Annotated in this window: 20 protein-coding genes; 13 read left to right on the top strand and 7 right to left on the bottom strand. The window is 54.3% G+C overall.

Going from position 1 to position 14,052, the window contains the following annotated elements; genetic code table 11:
* Positions 1-916 (bottom strand): calcium/sodium antiporter (locus tag MVC73_RS03700; RefSeq protein WP_297507026.1); only part of this gene is annotated, 916 nt, incomplete at its 3' end.
* A gap of 31 nt (positions 917-947) precedes the next feature.
* Positions 948-1,487, bottom strand: coding sequence for a hypothetical protein (locus MVC73_RS03695; RefSeq protein WP_297507024.1), 540 nt, complete (start codon positions 1,485-1,487; stop codon positions 948-950).
* A 158-nt stretch (positions 1,488-1,645) separates the two neighbouring features.
* On the opposite strand from MVC73_RS03695, the gene MVC73_RS03690 reads away from it, so the two are divergent.
* The gene (locus tag MVC73_RS03690) at positions 1,646-2,881 is read left to right on the top strand and encodes a 2,3-bisphosphoglycerate-independent phosphoglycerate mutase (protein ID WP_297507042.1); all 1,236 of its coding nucleotides are present in this window, start codon (positions 1,646-1,648) and stop codon (positions 2,879-2,881) included.
* 5 nt (positions 2,882-2,886) lie between these two features.
* Here MVC73_RS03690 and MVC73_RS03685 read toward each other — a convergent pair whose 3' ends face one another.
* From MVC73_RS03685 to MVC73_RS03675, 3 genes are read right to left on the bottom strand one after another with little or no spacing between them, the layout of a single operon-like run.
* On the bottom strand, positions 2,887-3,867 hold the full coding sequence (locus MVC73_RS03685; RefSeq protein WP_297507022.1) for an aminotransferase class I/II-fold pyridoxal phosphate-dependent enzyme: 981 nt from the start codon (positions 3,865-3,867) through the stop codon (positions 2,887-2,889).
* Entirely contained in the window at positions 3,852-4,736 is an 885-nt protein-coding gene (cbiB, locus tag MVC73_RS03680; protein WP_297507020.1) for an adenosylcobinamide-phosphate synthase CbiB, read from the bottom strand. The genes MVC73_RS03685 and cbiB overlap by 16 nt, the downstream gene beginning before the upstream one ends.
* Positions 4,724-5,470: a uracil-DNA glycosylase family protein gene (locus tag MVC73_RS03675; protein WP_297507018.1), complete on the bottom strand. Its 747-nt coding sequence runs from the start codon at positions 5,468-5,470 to the stop codon at positions 4,724-4,726. The genes cbiB and MVC73_RS03675 overlap by 13 nt, the downstream gene beginning before the upstream one ends.
* 48 nt (positions 5,471-5,518) lie before the next feature.
* Here MVC73_RS03675 and MVC73_RS03670 point away from each other — a divergent pair, with 48 nt between their 5' ends.
* From MVC73_RS03670 to MVC73_RS03635, 8 genes are all read left to right on the top strand, one after another.
* A complete protein-coding gene (locus MVC73_RS03670) occupies positions 5,519-6,160 on the top strand; it encodes a diphthine--ammonia ligase (RefSeq protein WP_297507016.1) in 642 nt (213 codons plus the stop codon).
* A 36-nt stretch (positions 6,161-6,196) separates the two neighbouring features.
* Positions 6,197-6,436, top strand: coding sequence for a hypothetical protein (locus MVC73_RS03665; protein WP_297507014.1), 240 nt, complete (start codon positions 6,197-6,199; stop codon positions 6,434-6,436).
* Entirely contained in the window at positions 6,437-6,871 is a 435-nt protein-coding gene (locus MVC73_RS03660; protein ID WP_297507012.1) for a PIN domain-containing protein, read from the top strand.
* Complete coding sequence (gene cobZ / locus MVC73_RS03655; protein ID WP_297507010.1) at positions 6,868-7,293, top strand: alpha-ribazole phosphatase CobZ; 426 nt, start codon at positions 6,868-6,870, stop codon at positions 7,291-7,293. The genes MVC73_RS03660 and cobZ overlap by 4 nt, the downstream gene beginning before the upstream one ends.
* Positions 7,280-7,462 carry a hypothetical protein gene (locus tag MVC73_RS03650; protein ID WP_297507008.1) on the top strand — a complete coding sequence of 61 codons (183 nt, stop codon included), beginning with the start codon at positions 7,280-7,282 and terminating at the stop codon, positions 7,460-7,462. The genes cobZ and MVC73_RS03650 overlap by 14 nt, the downstream gene beginning before the upstream one ends.
* A gap of 70 nt (positions 7,463-7,532) precedes the next feature.
* Positions 7,533-8,228 (top strand): adenosylcobinamide-GDP ribazoletransferase, encoded by a 696-nt coding sequence (gene cobS, locus MVC73_RS03645; protein WP_297507006.1) that lies wholly within the window; start codon positions 7,533-7,535, stop codon positions 8,226-8,228.
* A 33-nt stretch (positions 8,229-8,261) separates the two neighbouring features.
* Complete coding sequence (locus MVC73_RS03640) at positions 8,262-8,477, top strand: DUF2281 domain-containing protein (RefSeq protein ID WP_297507004.1); 216 nt, start codon at positions 8,262-8,264, stop codon at positions 8,475-8,477.
* Positions 8,464-8,844 carry a PIN domain-containing protein gene (locus MVC73_RS03635; protein ID WP_297507002.1) on the top strand — a complete coding sequence of 127 codons (381 nt, stop codon included), beginning with the start codon at positions 8,464-8,466 and terminating at the stop codon, positions 8,842-8,844. Before MVC73_RS03640 ends, MVC73_RS03635 begins: the two co-directional genes overlap by 14 nt.
* Here MVC73_RS03635 and MVC73_RS03630 read toward each other — a convergent pair.
* A complete protein-coding gene (locus MVC73_RS03630; protein WP_297507000.1) occupies positions 8,831-9,859 on the bottom strand; it encodes an MJ1477/TM1410 family putative glycoside hydrolase in 1,029 nt (342 codons plus the stop codon). The two genes, MVC73_RS03635 and MVC73_RS03630, sit on opposite strands and share 14 nt — an antisense overlap.
* Before the next feature lie 48 nt (positions 9,860-9,907).
* Between MVC73_RS03630 and MVC73_RS03625 the strand changes: the two genes are divergently transcribed.
* From MVC73_RS03625 to MVC73_RS03615, 3 genes are read left to right on the top strand one after another with little or no spacing between them, the layout of a single operon-like run.
* Positions 9,908-10,456, top strand: coding sequence for an NTP transferase domain-containing protein (locus tag MVC73_RS03625; RefSeq protein ID WP_297506998.1), 549 nt, complete (start codon positions 9,908-9,910; stop codon positions 10,454-10,456).
* Positions 10,453-10,665 carry a hypothetical protein gene (locus tag MVC73_RS03620; RefSeq protein WP_297506996.1) on the top strand — a complete coding sequence of 71 codons (213 nt, stop codon included), beginning with the start codon at positions 10,453-10,455 and terminating at the stop codon, positions 10,663-10,665. Before MVC73_RS03625 ends, MVC73_RS03620 begins: the two co-directional genes overlap by 4 nt.
* 47 nt (positions 10,666-10,712) lie before the next feature.
* The gene (locus MVC73_RS03615; RefSeq protein ID WP_297506994.1) at positions 10,713-11,324 is read left to right on the top strand and encodes a hypothetical protein; all 612 of its coding nucleotides are present in this window, start codon (positions 10,713-10,715) and stop codon (positions 11,322-11,324) included.
* On the opposite strand, the gene MVC73_RS03610 is transcribed toward MVC73_RS03615, so the two are convergent.
* Positions 11,304-12,755, bottom strand: a complete 1,452-nt coding sequence (locus MVC73_RS03610) for a cobyric acid synthase (RefSeq protein WP_297506992.1) — start codon at positions 12,753-12,755, stop codon at positions 11,304-11,306. The two genes, MVC73_RS03615 and MVC73_RS03610, sit on opposite strands and share 21 nt — an antisense overlap.
* A gap of 68 nt (positions 12,756-12,823) precedes the next feature.
* On the opposite strand from MVC73_RS03610, the gene cobT reads away from it, so the two are divergent.
* Positions 12,824-13,825 (top strand): nicotinate mononucleotide-dependent phosphoribosyltransferase CobT, encoded by a 1,002-nt coding sequence (cobT, locus tag MVC73_RS03605; RefSeq protein ID WP_297507041.1) that lies wholly within the window; start codon positions 12,824-12,826, stop codon positions 13,823-13,825.
* Positions 13,826-14,052 lie beyond the last annotated feature (227 nt).

The raw sequence follows: 14,052 nt of genomic DNA, 5'->3' as shown, positions 1-14,052 counted from the left end.
AGAACATGAGGACTATGTACAGGGAGTAGAGGACAAGGAAGTAGATTCCCATCGGCCTCCCAAGACCGTGGGTTTTCCTGAGCGAAACGACCATCGGAAGCATTGCCGCGAGGACGAGGATGACCGTGAGTATGGAAGCCCCCGTCTGGAGGGGCCTTATCACCGAAGCAACGCCGAGGACGACGAGGGCGTTCATTATATCTGCCCCGATGATGTTGCCGATGCTTATGCTTCCTCGCTCCCTCAGGGCGCCGTAGACGGCGTTCGTCATTTCCGGCAGGGAGGTGCCTACCGCCACGATGGTGGCCCCAACCACGAACTCGGAAACCCCAAGGGCCTCCGCTATGTTTGCACCACCATAGACCACGAGCTTCGCTCCTAAGACGAGCAGCAGACCGAGGACGAAGAGGATTGTATAGTCGAGAACCGTGGCGCGGCCCTTACCATTCCCGTCGATGTCCTTCCGGGAGTTTTTCTTGAGGAGCCAGCGGAGGTAGACGACGTAGGCCCCGAGGAGCACCGCCCCGTCGAGTCTCGATAGGGTTCCATCGGCGGAGAGGGCCATAACGAGGAGGAAAGAGACGAGCATGATGAGGGAGTTGTCGTAGGCTTCCCTCGTGGCCTTGAGGGGTCTCAGCGTGGCCGCTATTCCCAAGATGAGGGCGATGTTGGCGAATATGCTTCCGAGGGCGTTTCCGAGGGCCATTCCGGTGAGGCCCTGATAGCTCGCCACGGCGCTCGTCAGGAGTTCTGGCAAGGTCGTGGCGAAGCTTATGAGAACGATGCTTATGACGAGGGGAGAAACGCCCGCCTTCCTCGCAACCTCAACTATCTTATCGGAGAGTTTATCGCCCGAAAGGACGAGCAGGACCAGTCCAATGACTATCGCCGTTACCCAGAGCGCCGCCTCAAGCATCACTTCCCCCGGCTGGGGTTTGAGGGGGGTTTCATAAAGTTTTTGATGGTGTGTTATGGGCATTGTCCGTAAGCTTTTCCGCCAGCCTGAGATAAAGGAAACCCGGCTTTTCTGGAAGTCCGATGCGGGCGTAGATTAGCCCTCTAAACGCACCGCTCAGGAATGAGGCCAATGCTAACCCCAGCAGACTTGGAATGATGCCGTACTTGTTGTACAAGGAACCTCCAGCGTAGCCGCCAAACGGAATCATAACCCCGAAAACCACAAGGGAGTCCAGCAAAAGCCACGGCGCGAGCGACCACGCCAATCTGTCAGCGGCCCAAGGGGACATTCCCTTCTTGGCCTTTTCCCTGCTGAACTCGAGATAGGTGATGTACGCGTAGGCAATTCCAAAGAGGACTCCCACTCTAAACCATGGCACCAGAACCTCGCTTAAACCAGCACCGTAATGGGCGCTCAAAGCGACGAATCCCGAGAGCACAAAGGTAACAACGAAGCCCCGGGTACACATAGAGAAGAACCGGGCCATCGTTACCGCACTCCTTCTCATTAGAAGCTTCCTCCTGCTCATTCTCTTGGTTCACTTAGTTAATAGTTACTCAACATTTGTCATGCAAGATTAAAAATTTTACCTTCACAATTTGCAAAACTTTGGGCGTTCACGGCATCAGGCACAAAAGCCCAACAAACCTTTTAACTCACCGCCCCTATTCACCCAAGGTGATAGACATGAAGCAGAGGAAGGGATTGCTCATAATCCTCGACGGACTCGGCGACAGGCCGATCAAGGAGTTCGGCGGAAAGACGCCGCTCGAGTACGCGGAAACGCCGAACATGGATAAGCTCGCCAAGATGGGAATCCTCGGCCAGCAGGACCCGATAAAGCCCGGCCAGCCGGCTGGCAGCGACACTGCCCACCTCAGCATCTTCGGCTACGACCCCTACACGGTCTACCGGGGAAGGGGCTACCTCGAGGCCATGGGCGTTGGCCTCGACCTGAGCGAGGACGACTTAGCTTTCCGCGTCAACTTCGCCACCATCGAGAACGGCATCATAACTGACAGGCGCGCGGGCAGGATAAGCACGGAGGAGGCCCACGAGCTTGCGAAAGCCATCCAGGAGAACGTCAAGATACCTGTTGACTTCATCTTCGCAGGCGCGACCGGCCACAGGGCCGTCTTAGTTCTCAAGGGCATGGCCTCCGGTTATAAAGTCGGTGAGAACGACCCCCACGAGGCCGGCAAGCCGCCGCACAGGTTCATCTGGGAAGACGAGGAGAGCAAGCGCGTTGCTGAAATTCTCGAGGAGTTCGTCAGGCAGGCTCACGAGGTTCTTGAAAAGCACCCCATCAACGAGAAGCGCAGGAAGGAGGGTAAACCCGTCGCGAACTACCTCCTCATCCGCGGCGCTGGCACCTATCCGGGCATACCGATGAAGTTCACGGAGCAGTGGAAGGTTAAGGCCGGGGCTGTCATAGCGGTCTCGCTCGTCAAGGGCGTCGCGAGGGCAATAGGCTTCGACGTTTACACCCCCGAGGGGGCAACGGGCGAGTACAACACCGACGAGATGGTCAAGGCCAAGAAGGCCGTCGAGCTTCTCAAAGATTACGACTTCGTCTTCCTCCACTTCAAGCCGACTGACGCGGCCGGCCATGACAACAACCCGAAGCTCAAGGCGGAGATGATAGAGAAGGCCGACAGGATGGTAGGCTACATAATCGAGCACATCGACCTTGAGGAGACGGTGATAGCTATAACCGGCGATCACTCAACGCCATGCGAGGTCATGAACCACAGCGGCGACCCGGTTCCGCTCCTTATAGCGGGCGGCGGTGTCAGGGCCGACCACACCGAGGCCTTCGGCGAGCGCGAGTGCATGCGCGGCGGCCTCGGCAGAATTAAGGGCCATGACATCGTGCCGATAATGATGGACCTTATGAACAGGAGCGAGAAGTTCGGGGCCTGAAGGCCCTACCTTCCGTTCCCCATTTCCCTTTCGACATCCTTCAGCGCCCTGATGAGTCTTTCATTCTCCCCAGGCTTTCTTACGGAGAAGCGGATGTATTCCGGCAGGCCGAAGCTTTCACAGCTCCTCACGAGGATTCCGCGCCTTTTGAGGTATTCAACGGCTTTTTTAGCGTCTCCAACGCGCTTGATGAAAAAGTTGGCGTCGCTTTTAACGCCCAAAGCTCTCTCCATTCTCTCCTTCTCGCGCCAGATCAGTGGCATCGTCTTCCTAAGGTGCTCGAAGTTGTCTTTGAGGAGAAACTCAAGAAAGGCAACTCCAGTTGAGCCTATGCTCCAAGGCATCCTGACGCTTTTGAAAGCCTCGGAAAAGCCGAGAACGTAGCCCACCCGTATTCCGGGCAAACCGTAGCTCTTGGTGAAGGTTCTGAGCTTTACAACGTTCTCTCCGCTCGGGCTTTCGGGCTTTTTAACGAAGTCTATGAAGGCCTCGTCCAAAACGAGGAGCGCGTTCTTATCTTCAACCGCATCGAGGAGGGGCTTAAGCTCCTTAGTGCGGTAGAACCTCCCGTCAGGGTTGTTCGGATTGCAGAAGAAGACCACTGAGTCTCTCTCAACGAGTTCAGCCAGCTTCTCAGGCTCGTTCGGACCCTTAACAACCTTCGCCCCGAAGATGCGCGCGGCTCTCTCGTACTCGCCATAGGTGTGCTCCGGAATTACCACCTTCCTCCCGCGGAGCGCGAGGATCCCGATGAGGTAGAGCGCCTCGGTGATTCCAGTGGTTACCGTGACTTCTTCGCCGATTAGCTCTGAAAGGTTCTCCTCGAGCTTCTCGTAGTAGGGGTAGCGGTTGCTTACCTCTTTGGCACGCTCGAACATCTCGCCGAGCCACTCAGGCGGATACGGGTTTAGTGAGGCCGAAAAGTCAAGCAGACCCTCCTTCCGAGCACCGCCGTGGTAAGTTGAGAACTTCACCGGCTCAAGCATGGACATACCTCCGTCGCGAGCAGTAATGAGACGATTATCAGCCATTCGGCAACGATAAGCCAGTAAACCCTCAGAGCGCGCTTTATATCCCTGTCCTCCGGCGTTCTGCCGGGAAAGCGGTAAACGCCAGGCTTCTCAAGCCACACACCTAAAACGGCACTCATGACCGCTATCGGCTTATCCGAGTTTATCTTGAACCTTGCCAAACGGTAATAGCGGAAAACCCTCCTCCCGCCGAGGGGAAGGTAGAAGAGAACCGTCAGGCGAGCGGGAATAAAGTTCAAAACGTCGTCCAACCTCGCCGAGAACTTGCCAAAGAACTCGTAGCGCTCGTTTCTGTAGCCGAGCATCGCGTCAAGCGTGTTGACGGCGCGGTAGATTAAGGCACCGGGCAGGCCGAAGAAGAGGAAGTAGAATAGCGGGGCAATTACGGAGTCGTTGAGGTTCTCGGCGAGGCTCTCTATCGATGCGGAGTTCAGGTGGGGCTTATCGAGCTTTCTAACATCCCTGCTAACTATCATCGAGACCGCTTTCCTCTTCTCTTCAATGTCTTCCGTCACCGTCCTCGCGACGTGCTCGTGGAGGCTTCTAATCGCGAAGGAGCTTTTAAGGAGATAAACGGCAAGGACATAGTTGAGGGGATAAAGAGCAAAGAAGGGCGAGATGGAAAGGAGGAACGCGAAGGCAATAACCAGCACTGCCGTAGCTATTCCAGCAAGGAAATCGAGAGCTGGGGAGTGCCGTTTGTAGCGGGAATCAAATAAACCGGCGAGCTTTCCAAACCACACCACCGGATGAACTAATGCAGGAGGCTCTCCTAAAAGCAGGTCCCAGAGGAGTGCCAGGGCAAAGACTGCTAAGGCGTCCATTCCCCCAACGCTCCCCTGATTTTAGCGTATTCCTCCAGGATTTCGCCGCTCGGCCCCCTGATGCCCCTCCTGACGTACCATGCCGGATGTCTGAGGTATTGGGCCTCGAACCCAAGCTCCCTGAGGGTCTTCTCTGCGGTTCTCCCAACCGCGAAGATGGCCTTCGGCTTTAAAATCTCCAGCTCCCTCGCCAAAAGCTCGTAGGCTCCAGGAGGAATCCTCCTCAGCCTGTTCTCCGGCGGGTTGCACTTGACGACGTTGGTAATGTAGAGGAAGTCTGGGTTGATGCCGAGGGAGAAAAGAACTCTGCGGAGCAGCATTCCGGAGGCATCGCGGTAGAAGCATACCCCCGTTTTCCCGCACCCGCGCCTTCCGGGGGCTTCACCCACGATCGCGACCTTTGAGCCGGTAAAACCGTTGGCGAATGGCAGCCCCTCGAACTCCCCGACCTTCAGCTGATAACTCAGGTTCTCCTCACCGCAGAAGTACTCCGGGTCGGTTAAGAGCGAGCAGTATAGCGCTGAAAGCTCGATTCCCCTGGCCTCGCTTTCTTCATCGCTTATAAGGAACCTCTCGCGCGGGTTGTAGATGGTTCTCGCGTAGGTCCCGTAGGTCTTCTCGTCGAGGGAAAGCAGATCACGCCAGTTCGTGAGTTTCAGAGGTTTTGTCCTGAGGTTTCGGAGGTTGAGGTAGATTCCGCCCGTTCTCTCAAGCTCTTCGAACTTCAGGAGCATAATGGATAAAAGCTCCAGTTTCCTTATAACCCTGACGGAGGCGATAGCTTGAGGGGAGTGGCGTTCTATTCAGGTGGCAAGGACGGGCTTTACGCGCTTTATCTGGCAGAAAAGAGTGGAATTGACGTTCCGTACCTTTTGGCTTTGAAGACCACGATAGGTCTCTCACCCCACTGGGAGAACTTAGAGGCGCTGAAAACGCTCGCCAAGGCAATGGGAAAGGAGTTGCTAACCTTCGACATGGCCAGAGGGAGCGACGCCTTAGCTAAATTCATCGGCTCCCTCGGTGTTGACTATCTTATAGCGGGGGATGTTCTCCTCGAAGACCACAAAAAGTGGGTTGAGAACATCGCCGAAAACGCTGGAATCAAGCCCCTTGAGCCGTTATGGGGAAAGGATACCCTTGAACTCGCGAGGGAAATGCTCCGGGAGGGCTTTGAGTGGGCAATAATAGCCGTTGACAGAAAAAAGCTGCCAAAAGAAGCGCTGGCCTACGCATTCAGCTCAAAAAACGACTTAGAGAACTTTTTGAAGGCTTACCCTTGTGTTGATCCGGTCGGAGAGTTCGGCGAGTTCCACACCGTTGTTTTGGTCTCGCCCCTCTTCGAGGGACGCTTTAACCTTGAGGTAGAGTCCCCCAAGGAAAGCGAGAGGTATTACTGGGTTCGCTTTGGGCTGGAGGAAAGGTAATAAAGTAGAAACGATAACCCAAGCCAGGGTGAGGTTATGAGCCAGGGTGAAATAGTCATACGCTTCAGCGTTCCCGATGACTGGGACAGAGATACACTTGCCATCGTTCGGAGGAAGCTCCTGGTGGAAGTGGCCAAGGAGATTCAGGAGAGAATAGAGGAAGCTAAAGCGTTTGAGGAAATTTTGAAGAGGGTTAAAATTGAAGACCAAGACGAGGCTCAAAAACTGGAAGATGAGATCAAGCTATCCCTCGCAAAGCGCTATAAGGGGATTTGAATGGAGATTGTCCTTGATTTCAACGTTGTTTTCTCTGCACTTTACGGTGGGCGGGTTTCAAGAGAGATATTCACGCTGAATCACGTCGTTAGAGAAGTGACGTTCCTCGTTCCGGCCTATTTCTGGGAGGAGTTTGAGGGAAAGAAGGAGAAACTCCTGAAGATAACAAAGCTCACGGAAAATGAACTGAACTTTGTCTTGAGAGTAATAAAGTCTCAGACCGTCGAGATCCCCCCGGAGATATTCTCAGGGAAGCTCGGGGAGGCAGAAAAACTCTCCCCTGATCCAAAGGACGTTCCCTACGTTGCCCTGGCAATGGCCCTCGAAATTCCCCTTCTCACCGGAGATCTAAAGCTTAGGGAGAAAATAGAAGGCGAACTCAAAGTATACTCTCCCTCGGAGCTTCTTGCTGTTCTTAAAGAGGGATTGCTATGAACGCCGAAGAACTCCTTCAAAGGCTTGAAAAGCACGGAGTAACGATGGAGAAAATGCTCAACACCGCCATGGAGCTTTACGTCGGAGGAGAACACGATAAAATCAGAAAGAGGCTCGAAAGACTGATGCTCCGCTACCTCGATGATATGAACATCCAATCCCTTCTCATGGCCGCGCTCCTCCTTGAGGAGAACTTTGAGGTTGAAGGAGATCCTGTTAACCTCGTCGCCGACGAGCTGATTGGAATTGACATCGCCGAGTACATAGGCGGGAAGATGGCGCTCTTCAACTTCTTCTACTACGACACGAGGAAGCCCGGGATCTTAGCTGAGCTTCCGCCCTTCCTTGATGACGCGATAGGAGGGTTTATAGCCAGCTGCATGACAAAACTCTTTGAGGGTGGTTGTGATGAGCAGGATTGAGACCCGGAAGTGCCCCATCTGCGGGGGCACAATGGTTAAGAGCAAGTCTGAAAAGGCCGGCCACGCGAGGTTCTTCTGGCAGCCGCCGTGGAAGAGCAGAACCACCGGCCTGCTGAGGCCCTTCATCGAAGCTACCCCTGGCTCTGCCTCGACTGCGGCATTGTTTTAGCGTTCGTGGACGAGGATAAGCTCTCGAGGCTCAGGGAAGAGTTTGAGGAGAAGAGGACAGAGGTGGGCCTGTGAAGGACATCCTGCCTTTCCTGACCAGAATTCCAACCAAAGGGGACTTTGAGAAAATTCCGGGGGAGCTATGGGCAATCCCCCTAATCGCCCCAATAAGCTCGGTCATCCCGGTTCTTGTCCTTTACCTCAAGCTGCCACTCTCGAACGTCCTCGCCCTTCTGGCGCTCTACTTCACGATAGGCCTCCTTCATCTCGATGGATTGGCCGACTGGGCAGACGGAATAATGGCCAAAGGCGACCGCGAAAGGAAGATTAGGGCAATGAAGGACGTCAACACTGGAATAGCGGGCCTTTTTGCCGTCGTGATGGTCCTATTCCTCCAGGTTTATTCGCTCCCGCTGGTGCCGTTCTACTCCCTTTACCTCGCCGAGCTGAACTCCAAGTTTTCCCTCCTCCTTGGACTGGCAACGAAAAAGCCCCTTGGCCAGGGATTAGGAGCGTACTTCATGGAGGGAATGAACGGAAAGCAGTTCGCCGTTGGGACGGTCCTCTACGCGCTCCTCTATCTCCCGGTTGCACTCTACAACCCGCTCGCCCTTGCCGGAATAACGGGTCTCCTCTTCGGCGCGTACACCATAAGGCTCTCCCTTAGGAACTTCGGCGGGATAAACGGCGACTGCCTCGGAGCCATCGCGGAAATAACGAGGACGGGAACGCTGCTCGTTTTAGCTTTTGTGTGGGCTTACCTTTAAATATTGCACCACCTAAACTCATGCGGTGGAACCATGCAGGACGTTGAAAAGGTTCTCTCCCAACTTCCACCAGAGGCGCGAAGGGAGCTTTTAGACTACGCCGAGTTTCTTCTGCAGAAGTACGGTAGAAAAGGTGAAAAAAAGAGAGGTTTCACTTTCTCCTGGGAGGGAAAGCTGAAAGACGTTAAGCTTACATCCATTGAACTCCAGCACAAAGCTCTGGAGTGGCGAACCGATGTATCTGATTGACACAAACGTCTTCCTTGAAATTCTTCTGGGCCAAGAAAAGAAGGAAACTGCAAAACAGTTTCTGAGCTCTCACCGGGGCGAGCTTTTTATTACGGATTTTACTCTCCATTCGATTGGCGTGGTTCTCTTCAGGCTTAAACGCCCAGAGATTTTTCTGGAGTTTGTTCGAGATGTCCTACCAAACGTCGAAGTTGTGACCCTCCCTGAATCGGAGTATGAGAAGGTTGCGGAACTCCACCTGAAGTATGGGTTGGACTTCGATGACGCTTATCAGTGCGCAGTTGCCCTTGCTAAGGGCTTAACGATTGTGACGATTGACGAGGATTTTAGGAAGGCTCCGTATTCGGTAAAGGTTATCTTCCTGTAGGGGGCTGAACCCCCGGGATCACCACCAGCTCGTCGAGTTCCCTGTCCGCTCTCGCCGCGTAGGGAACGTAGCCCCCCCTCCTCGCCCGCTCGACAAAGTCCCTTATCCTTGCCATGTTCTCCGGGCTTTCTGTTCCGTCATCGACGTAGTCAACAACGAGGACGAGCTTCCCGGCTTCGGCAACCCTATCGAGGAGGGAAATCTTTTCATCCCGCCACGGACTCGGCCTAAGGCCGTCGTAGAAGACGTCCTCGCTCGCCCAGCCGGAGACGACTTTCAAAAGCCGTCCGTCGTCGTATTCAAGCAGTCTCTCACCGTTCTGGGGGATTACGAGAAAGTCTTCGCCTGCCTTCGAGCGCGTGTAGTTTGCTATCTCGATGATGAAGTCAATCATCTCCCTTGCCGTCCAGTTTTCGTCGTAGCCCTTATCGCTCCAGTACTCGAACTCGTCAACCTTGTCGAGGTAAACGCCGGAAAAGCCCCGGGCAATAATTTTATCGAGGTACGCAAAGACGATGCGCTTCCACTCATCGCTCCAGTACTTCACAGCGAAGTTGCCCTCCCATTCCGGGTTCTCCGGGCCGAGCCATTCTGGAGGGTTCTTCGCCCAGCTTTCGTTCCAGTAAAAGCGGTAGTCCTCGGCCTCGCCTATGCTGAGGTAAGCTACCGGAATCACGCCGGCCTTCCTAAGCTTTTCAATCTCCTCCCGCGTATAGGCGGTTTCATCGCTTCCGTCCCGCGAATAGTCAATGACGACCAGATCAAAGCCGCTCTCCGCTATAACCTCTGGACTCGCGTTCTGGAGCCAGTAGGCCCAGCTCCCGATTTTGAACTGGCCGCTAGAGTGAGGTTGTTGAGAAGATAGCCCTCCTGAACCGCTTGAGGGCGTGTCAACGCTTATAGGTGGTACGCTGGATGTCGTTTGGGCCTCCTTACTTGAACCGTTTCCCAGGCATCCTGAGGTCAGGAGGACAAGGGCAAGGATAATTGCAAGGAACGCACCAGCGGCCTTCATGAACTCCCTTTGGGAAAGGTTCTTTTAACCCTTGCCCAAGCTCAATCCATGAGCTATCCAATAGTCATCCTCGCCGGTGGAAAGTCGAGCCGAATGGGAAAGGAAAAGCCCGTCCTAAGGGTCGGAGGAAAGCCGATGCTCCTCAGGGTTTATGGGGAAGCTTCAGCAATAGGAGAAACAATCATAGCTCTCTCAAGGAACACGCCGAAGACGAGGGAGCTGTGCCTCAGGGAAGGAGTTCCCTTCGTTGAAACGTCGGGAAGTGGCTACGTTGAGGATGTGAGGTGGCTTCTCCGGGAGTTCGGGCCCTTTGTGAGCGTCTCAGCCGATCTGCCCTTCGTTAAGGCCTCCGACATCGGTTCAATCGCGAAAGCCTTCGAGGGGAGGGTAAGCTTAACCGGCGTTCTCCCGCTGGAGAGAGTTCCGGTGGATGTGAAGCCTGTAGTTTACAGGGACTACGCGATAGTGGGATTAAACGCGGTTGGGGACGAAGGGGAGAAGTTTTTCGAGCTGAGCAACCCGCTTTTGGCTTTAAACGTGAACACGCCGGAGGATTTAAAGCTCGCGGAGAGGATAGCGAGGCTGGTGGGAAGATGAGGGGAGAGGGAATAAAGGGCGCCCTGGCCCTGGCGGGTGTTCTAATACTGGGCCTGCTGTTCCTCTTCGGTTTCCTCATTATAGCGGCTGTTCTAATCCTGATAGGCCTTCTCATCTTTCTCGGCTTTTACGCCTACCTCCGCCTGAAGCTCTGGTGGCGGAAGAGGCATCCGCCGAAGGAGCTTGAGGGGCCGGAGGATTATTTTTAAATGAGAAACCTTTTTAACCCTCCACAGTGTGAATGTACTGAGCGAAAATGGATGCTCTGTTACTTGTCTTGAACGTGCTCGTTGTGGGGATCGTTGCCCTCCTCTGGCTCGCATGGAAGCGGGCAAGATACAGAACCCCAGAGATTAAAAGGGCCTTACTGGAGTTAAGCTTGGGTTTAGCTGGTCTCATCGGTATATTCGATTTGGCGTGCTACCTTCACAGCAAACTCCTTGGGTGGGTCTCGATAGTTTTCTTCTTTGTAATGTTCTTTCTCTTCGCTAGGGACGCCAACAAGGTGGTCCCCAGAGTGCTCGTCTCCGAGTCCGAGAGGTCATGTGAGAAAATAACCCTAAAGTCCATGCTCTTTTCTAAAAGTTATTTCTGTCTCATTGAGCTATCCCGCAGGACGTCAGTTGACTTTGCAATCTCCGTGTACTACCTCCTGATTGTTGCCGTTCTCGTGCCAGTAATCGGTGCTCTTCTTTACTTTTTCTCCTGGTATACGGGAGTTCTCTTACTCCTGTGGTTTCCAATCCCAACGACCCTTGGGTTTTCACTCCTCGTATCGGTTATATCAATGGCCCCAACCGTGTACATGATGCGTAAAAACCTCCTGAAGATAAGGGCTAGAGAGCTCTCAGAGTCCAAGCTCACCTAAAATCCTATCCACGTCGAGGTTCTCCTCCACAATCCTTGCGAACTTCTCTATTTCCTCCTCTATGCTCCACCTCTTGACCGAAACCTGCTCAAGGCCCTTTTCAGCCCTCAGAAAGTTGAGGAATCTCTCCGTGAAGGCGAAGTTGTGGAAGATGCCGTGCAGGTAGGTTCCAAAGGCCCTCTCACCTATAGCGCCTTCGGGTTCGAATGTCTTCTCTCCGTTCACGGACGTTATGACAGAGAACGGCCTCTCAGAGACCGAACGACCCATTCTTATCTCGTAGCCCTCCACGCTCATACCCTCAGCTGGCCCCCAGAGGACTCTTGCTTTGAGGTGGTTCGTTCGCTTTTCCCTCATGAATACCGTTTTCGCCGGAAGGAGTCCGATGCCCTTAACTCTTCCGCGCTTCGATTCAACTTCGTCTACAATCTCTTCCCCGAGCATCTGGAAGCCGCCGCAGATTCCAACGACGAAAGCGCCCTCGCGGTGGGCATCTAAGATGGCGTCTTCGATGCCGTTCTCCCTCATCCAGAGTAAGTCCTCGACCGTGTTCTTGCTTCCGGGGATTATGATGACGTCGCCCTCTATCTCCTCGGCTCTGGTGACGTAGTCAACACCGTTGGCCCAGTGGAGGGGCTCAAAATCGGTAAAGTTGCTTATGTGCGGGAGCTTGATTATTTGAATGTGCAGCTCGCCCCTGACCTTCGGGAACTCGGCTAAGGAGTCCTCCTCGGGAAGGCGGTGCTCGACGTAGGGGATAACTCCAAGGGTCGGCTTCCCGTAGCGCTTTTCGAGGTAGTCAAAGCCCGGCTTTAGGAGGGAGGCATCACCGCGGAACTTGTTGAAGACGAAGCCGGTAACGAGTTCCCGCTCCTCCTCGCTCAAAAGCTCCATCGTGCCGACTATCGAGGCGAAGCTTCCACCACGGTCTATGTCCGTAACGAGAATTACTTTCGCGCCCGCGTGCTTTGCCACGCGCATGTTGGCTATGTCGTAGTCCTTGAGGTTTATCTCGACCGGACTGCCGGCGCCTTCGATTAGAACGAGGTCGTGCTTCTCCTTCAGCCCGTCGAGAACCTTCATCGCCTTTCGGAAGAGCTCCTCCTTCCGCGAGAGCATATAATCTTTAGCGGAGACGCTACCTATGGGCTTTCCCATAAAGACGACCTGACTTGTCATGTTTCCCTCGGGCTTGAGCAGAATCGGATTGAACTTCACGCTCGGCTTTTTTCTGCAGGCGATTGCCTGGAGGTACTGGGCACGGCTTATCTCACCGCCTTCGATGCTCGGAGCGGAGTTCAGGCTCATGTTCTGGCTCTTGAAAGGAACCACCTCGTAACCGAGATTGGAGAAGATTCTGCAGAGGGCCGTAACGAGGAGGGATTTGCCTGCTCCCGATGAAGTTCCCTGAATCATCAGGGCCTTTCCCATTTTCCCACCGGGGAGCGTTGGCCGAAGGCCATATAAACCCTTGGATAAAACCTCCAGCGGTGGTTGGAATGGAGAGCCTCTTCCTGCTGGTTTTGGGGAACACGGAGATAAGCACCGTTAAAGGCATTAGTGTCGCCGGGGCAACGCCTGAACTTACGAAGCTAACTCCTGTTGCGGATGCCGAGTACCTCTTTCACGAAAAGCCTTTGACCATTGACGTCATTCCTGTAACACCTGAGGGGCACCCAACGCCGGCAATAATCACCAAAGCGGCAAAAGAGCTGGCGAACTTCCCGGTTCTGGTTGTAAGGGGCGGGACTTACCTCGCTCCGCTCGTTCCGCACGTCCACATCAGCAACGCCGTTGGAAGGGACTTCAGGAAGGAGCCAGCTTTACCGGAGTTTGGGGAGATAATCAAGGGCGCCAAACTTTTCGGAGAAGAGCTGAACAGGTTGCCCATCAGAGAGCTCGTCATCGGAGAATCAACGCCGGGAGGAACGACCACAGCGCAGGCCGTTCTCTGGGCGCTCGGATACGATGCAAGGACGAGCTCGGCCTCGCCCGAAAACCCGCAGGGCCTCAAGGAGAGGGTCATAGCCGAGGCCTTCAGGAGAGCGGGTATAGAGAAGGGCCAGCTTAAAGATAATCCGCTCGAGGCCTTAAGGCAGTTCGGAGACCCGATGATGGCGACGGTGGTAGGATTATCTTTAGGCTTCAGGAAGGAGATAGTTCTGGCCGGAGGAACCCAGATGTTGGCGGTTTCTGCCCTGCTAAAGGCCCTCGGAGAGAGCCTCGACCGCTTCATGATAGCCACAACGAAGTGGGTTGTCAACGATAGGAGCGCGACCTTCTTGGACACGGCGAAGGAGATTGGGATAATAACCTATTCCGCCGACCTCGACTTCTCGAAGAGCGAGTTCAAAGGCTTGAGGGACTACGAGAGGGGCTACGTCAAGGAGGGTGTCGGAGCTGGAGGGGCTACTTGGTTGGCTGTGAAGGCCGGCTTCTCGCCGGATGAAGTTAGCGAGAAGGTGGAGGAGCTCTATCAGAGGCTCATGGAGATGAAGTGAGTTTCCTTAGCAGTTCGGCCTTTCTTCTCCCAAAGCTTTTTGTAAATCTTTTGTGCCGATTACCTCATCAAAAAATAGAGAGGGCGGTGAAATTATTGCCCCCTATCCTCTGGAAAAAACAAAAGTTAGCAGGAGGTCAAGGACTATCAGAGATGCTATGAGGATCAATGCCGCAGTCGGTTTTCCGTAGGCGTAAACTACAAGGGTCGCGGCGAGATACCCGGTTA

The organism is Thermococcus sp., assembly GCF_027052235.1.
In the GTDB taxonomy this organism is placed as follows: Archaea; Methanobacteriota_B; Thermococci; order Thermococcales; family Thermococcaceae; genus Thermococcus.
This window is presented reverse-complemented; position numbering and strand designations above follow the sequence as displayed.

What these genes read in the sequence shown, in the direction of transcription:
- MVC73_RS03695 (WP_297507024.1), bottom strand. Translation starts at nt 1,487, where the DNA reads ATGAGCAGGAGGAAGCTTCTAATGAGAAGGAGTGCGGTAACGATGGCC.
- MVC73_RS03690 (WP_297507042.1), top strand. Translation starts at nt 1,646, where the DNA reads ATGAAGCAGAGGAAGGGATTGCTCATAATCCTCGACGGACTCGGCGAC.
- MVC73_RS03685 (WP_297507022.1), bottom strand. Translation starts at nt 3,867, where the DNA reads ATGCTTGAGCCGGTGAAGTTCTCAACTTACCACGGCGGTGCTCGGAAG.
- cbiB (WP_297507020.1), bottom strand. Translation starts at nt 4,736, where the DNA reads ATGGACGCCTTAGCAGTCTTTGCCCTGGCACTCCTCTGGGACCTGCTT.
- MVC73_RS03675 (WP_297507018.1), bottom strand. Translation starts at nt 5,470, where the DNA reads ATGCTCCTGAAGTTCGAAGAGCTTGAGAGAACGGGCGGAATCTACCTC.
- MVC73_RS03665 (WP_297507014.1), top strand. Translation starts at nt 6,197, where the DNA reads ATGAGCCAGGGTGAAATAGTCATACGCTTCAGCGTTCCCGATGACTGG.
- MVC73_RS03660 (WP_297507012.1), top strand. Translation starts at nt 6,437, where the DNA reads ATGGAGATTGTCCTTGATTTCAACGTTGTTTTCTCTGCACTTTACGGT.
- cobZ (WP_297507010.1), top strand. Translation starts at nt 6,868, where the DNA reads ATGAACGCCGAAGAACTCCTTCAAAGGCTTGAAAAGCACGGAGTAACG.
- MVC73_RS03650 (WP_297507008.1), top strand. Translation starts at nt 7,280, where the DNA reads ATGAGCAGGATTGAGACCCGGAAGTGCCCCATCTGCGGGGGCACAATG.
- MVC73_RS03640 (WP_297507004.1), top strand. Translation starts at nt 8,262, where the DNA reads ATGCAGGACGTTGAAAAGGTTCTCTCCCAACTTCCACCAGAGGCGCGA.
- MVC73_RS03635 (WP_297507002.1), top strand. Translation starts at nt 8,464, where the DNA reads ATGTATCTGATTGACACAAACGTCTTCCTTGAAATTCTTCTGGGCCAA.
- MVC73_RS03630 (WP_297507000.1), bottom strand. Translation starts at nt 9,859, where the DNA reads ATGAAGGCCGCTGGTGCGTTCCTTGCAATTATCCTTGCCCTTGTCCTC.
- MVC73_RS03625 (WP_297506998.1), top strand. Translation starts at nt 9,908, where the DNA reads ATGAGCTATCCAATAGTCATCCTCGCCGGTGGAAAGTCGAGCCGAATG.
- MVC73_RS03620 (WP_297506996.1), top strand. Translation starts at nt 10,453, where the DNA reads ATGAGGGGAGAGGGAATAAAGGGCGCCCTGGCCCTGGCGGGTGTTCTA.
- MVC73_RS03615 (WP_297506994.1), top strand. Translation starts at nt 10,713, where the DNA reads ATGGATGCTCTGTTACTTGTCTTGAACGTGCTCGTTGTGGGGATCGTT.
- MVC73_RS03610 (WP_297506992.1), bottom strand. Translation starts at nt 12,755, where the DNA reads ATGGGAAAGGCCCTGATGATTCAGGGAACTTCATCGGGAGCAGGCAAA.
- cobT (WP_297507041.1), top strand. Translation starts at nt 12,824, where the DNA reads ATGGAGAGCCTCTTCCTGCTGGTTTTGGGGAACACGGAGATAAGCACC.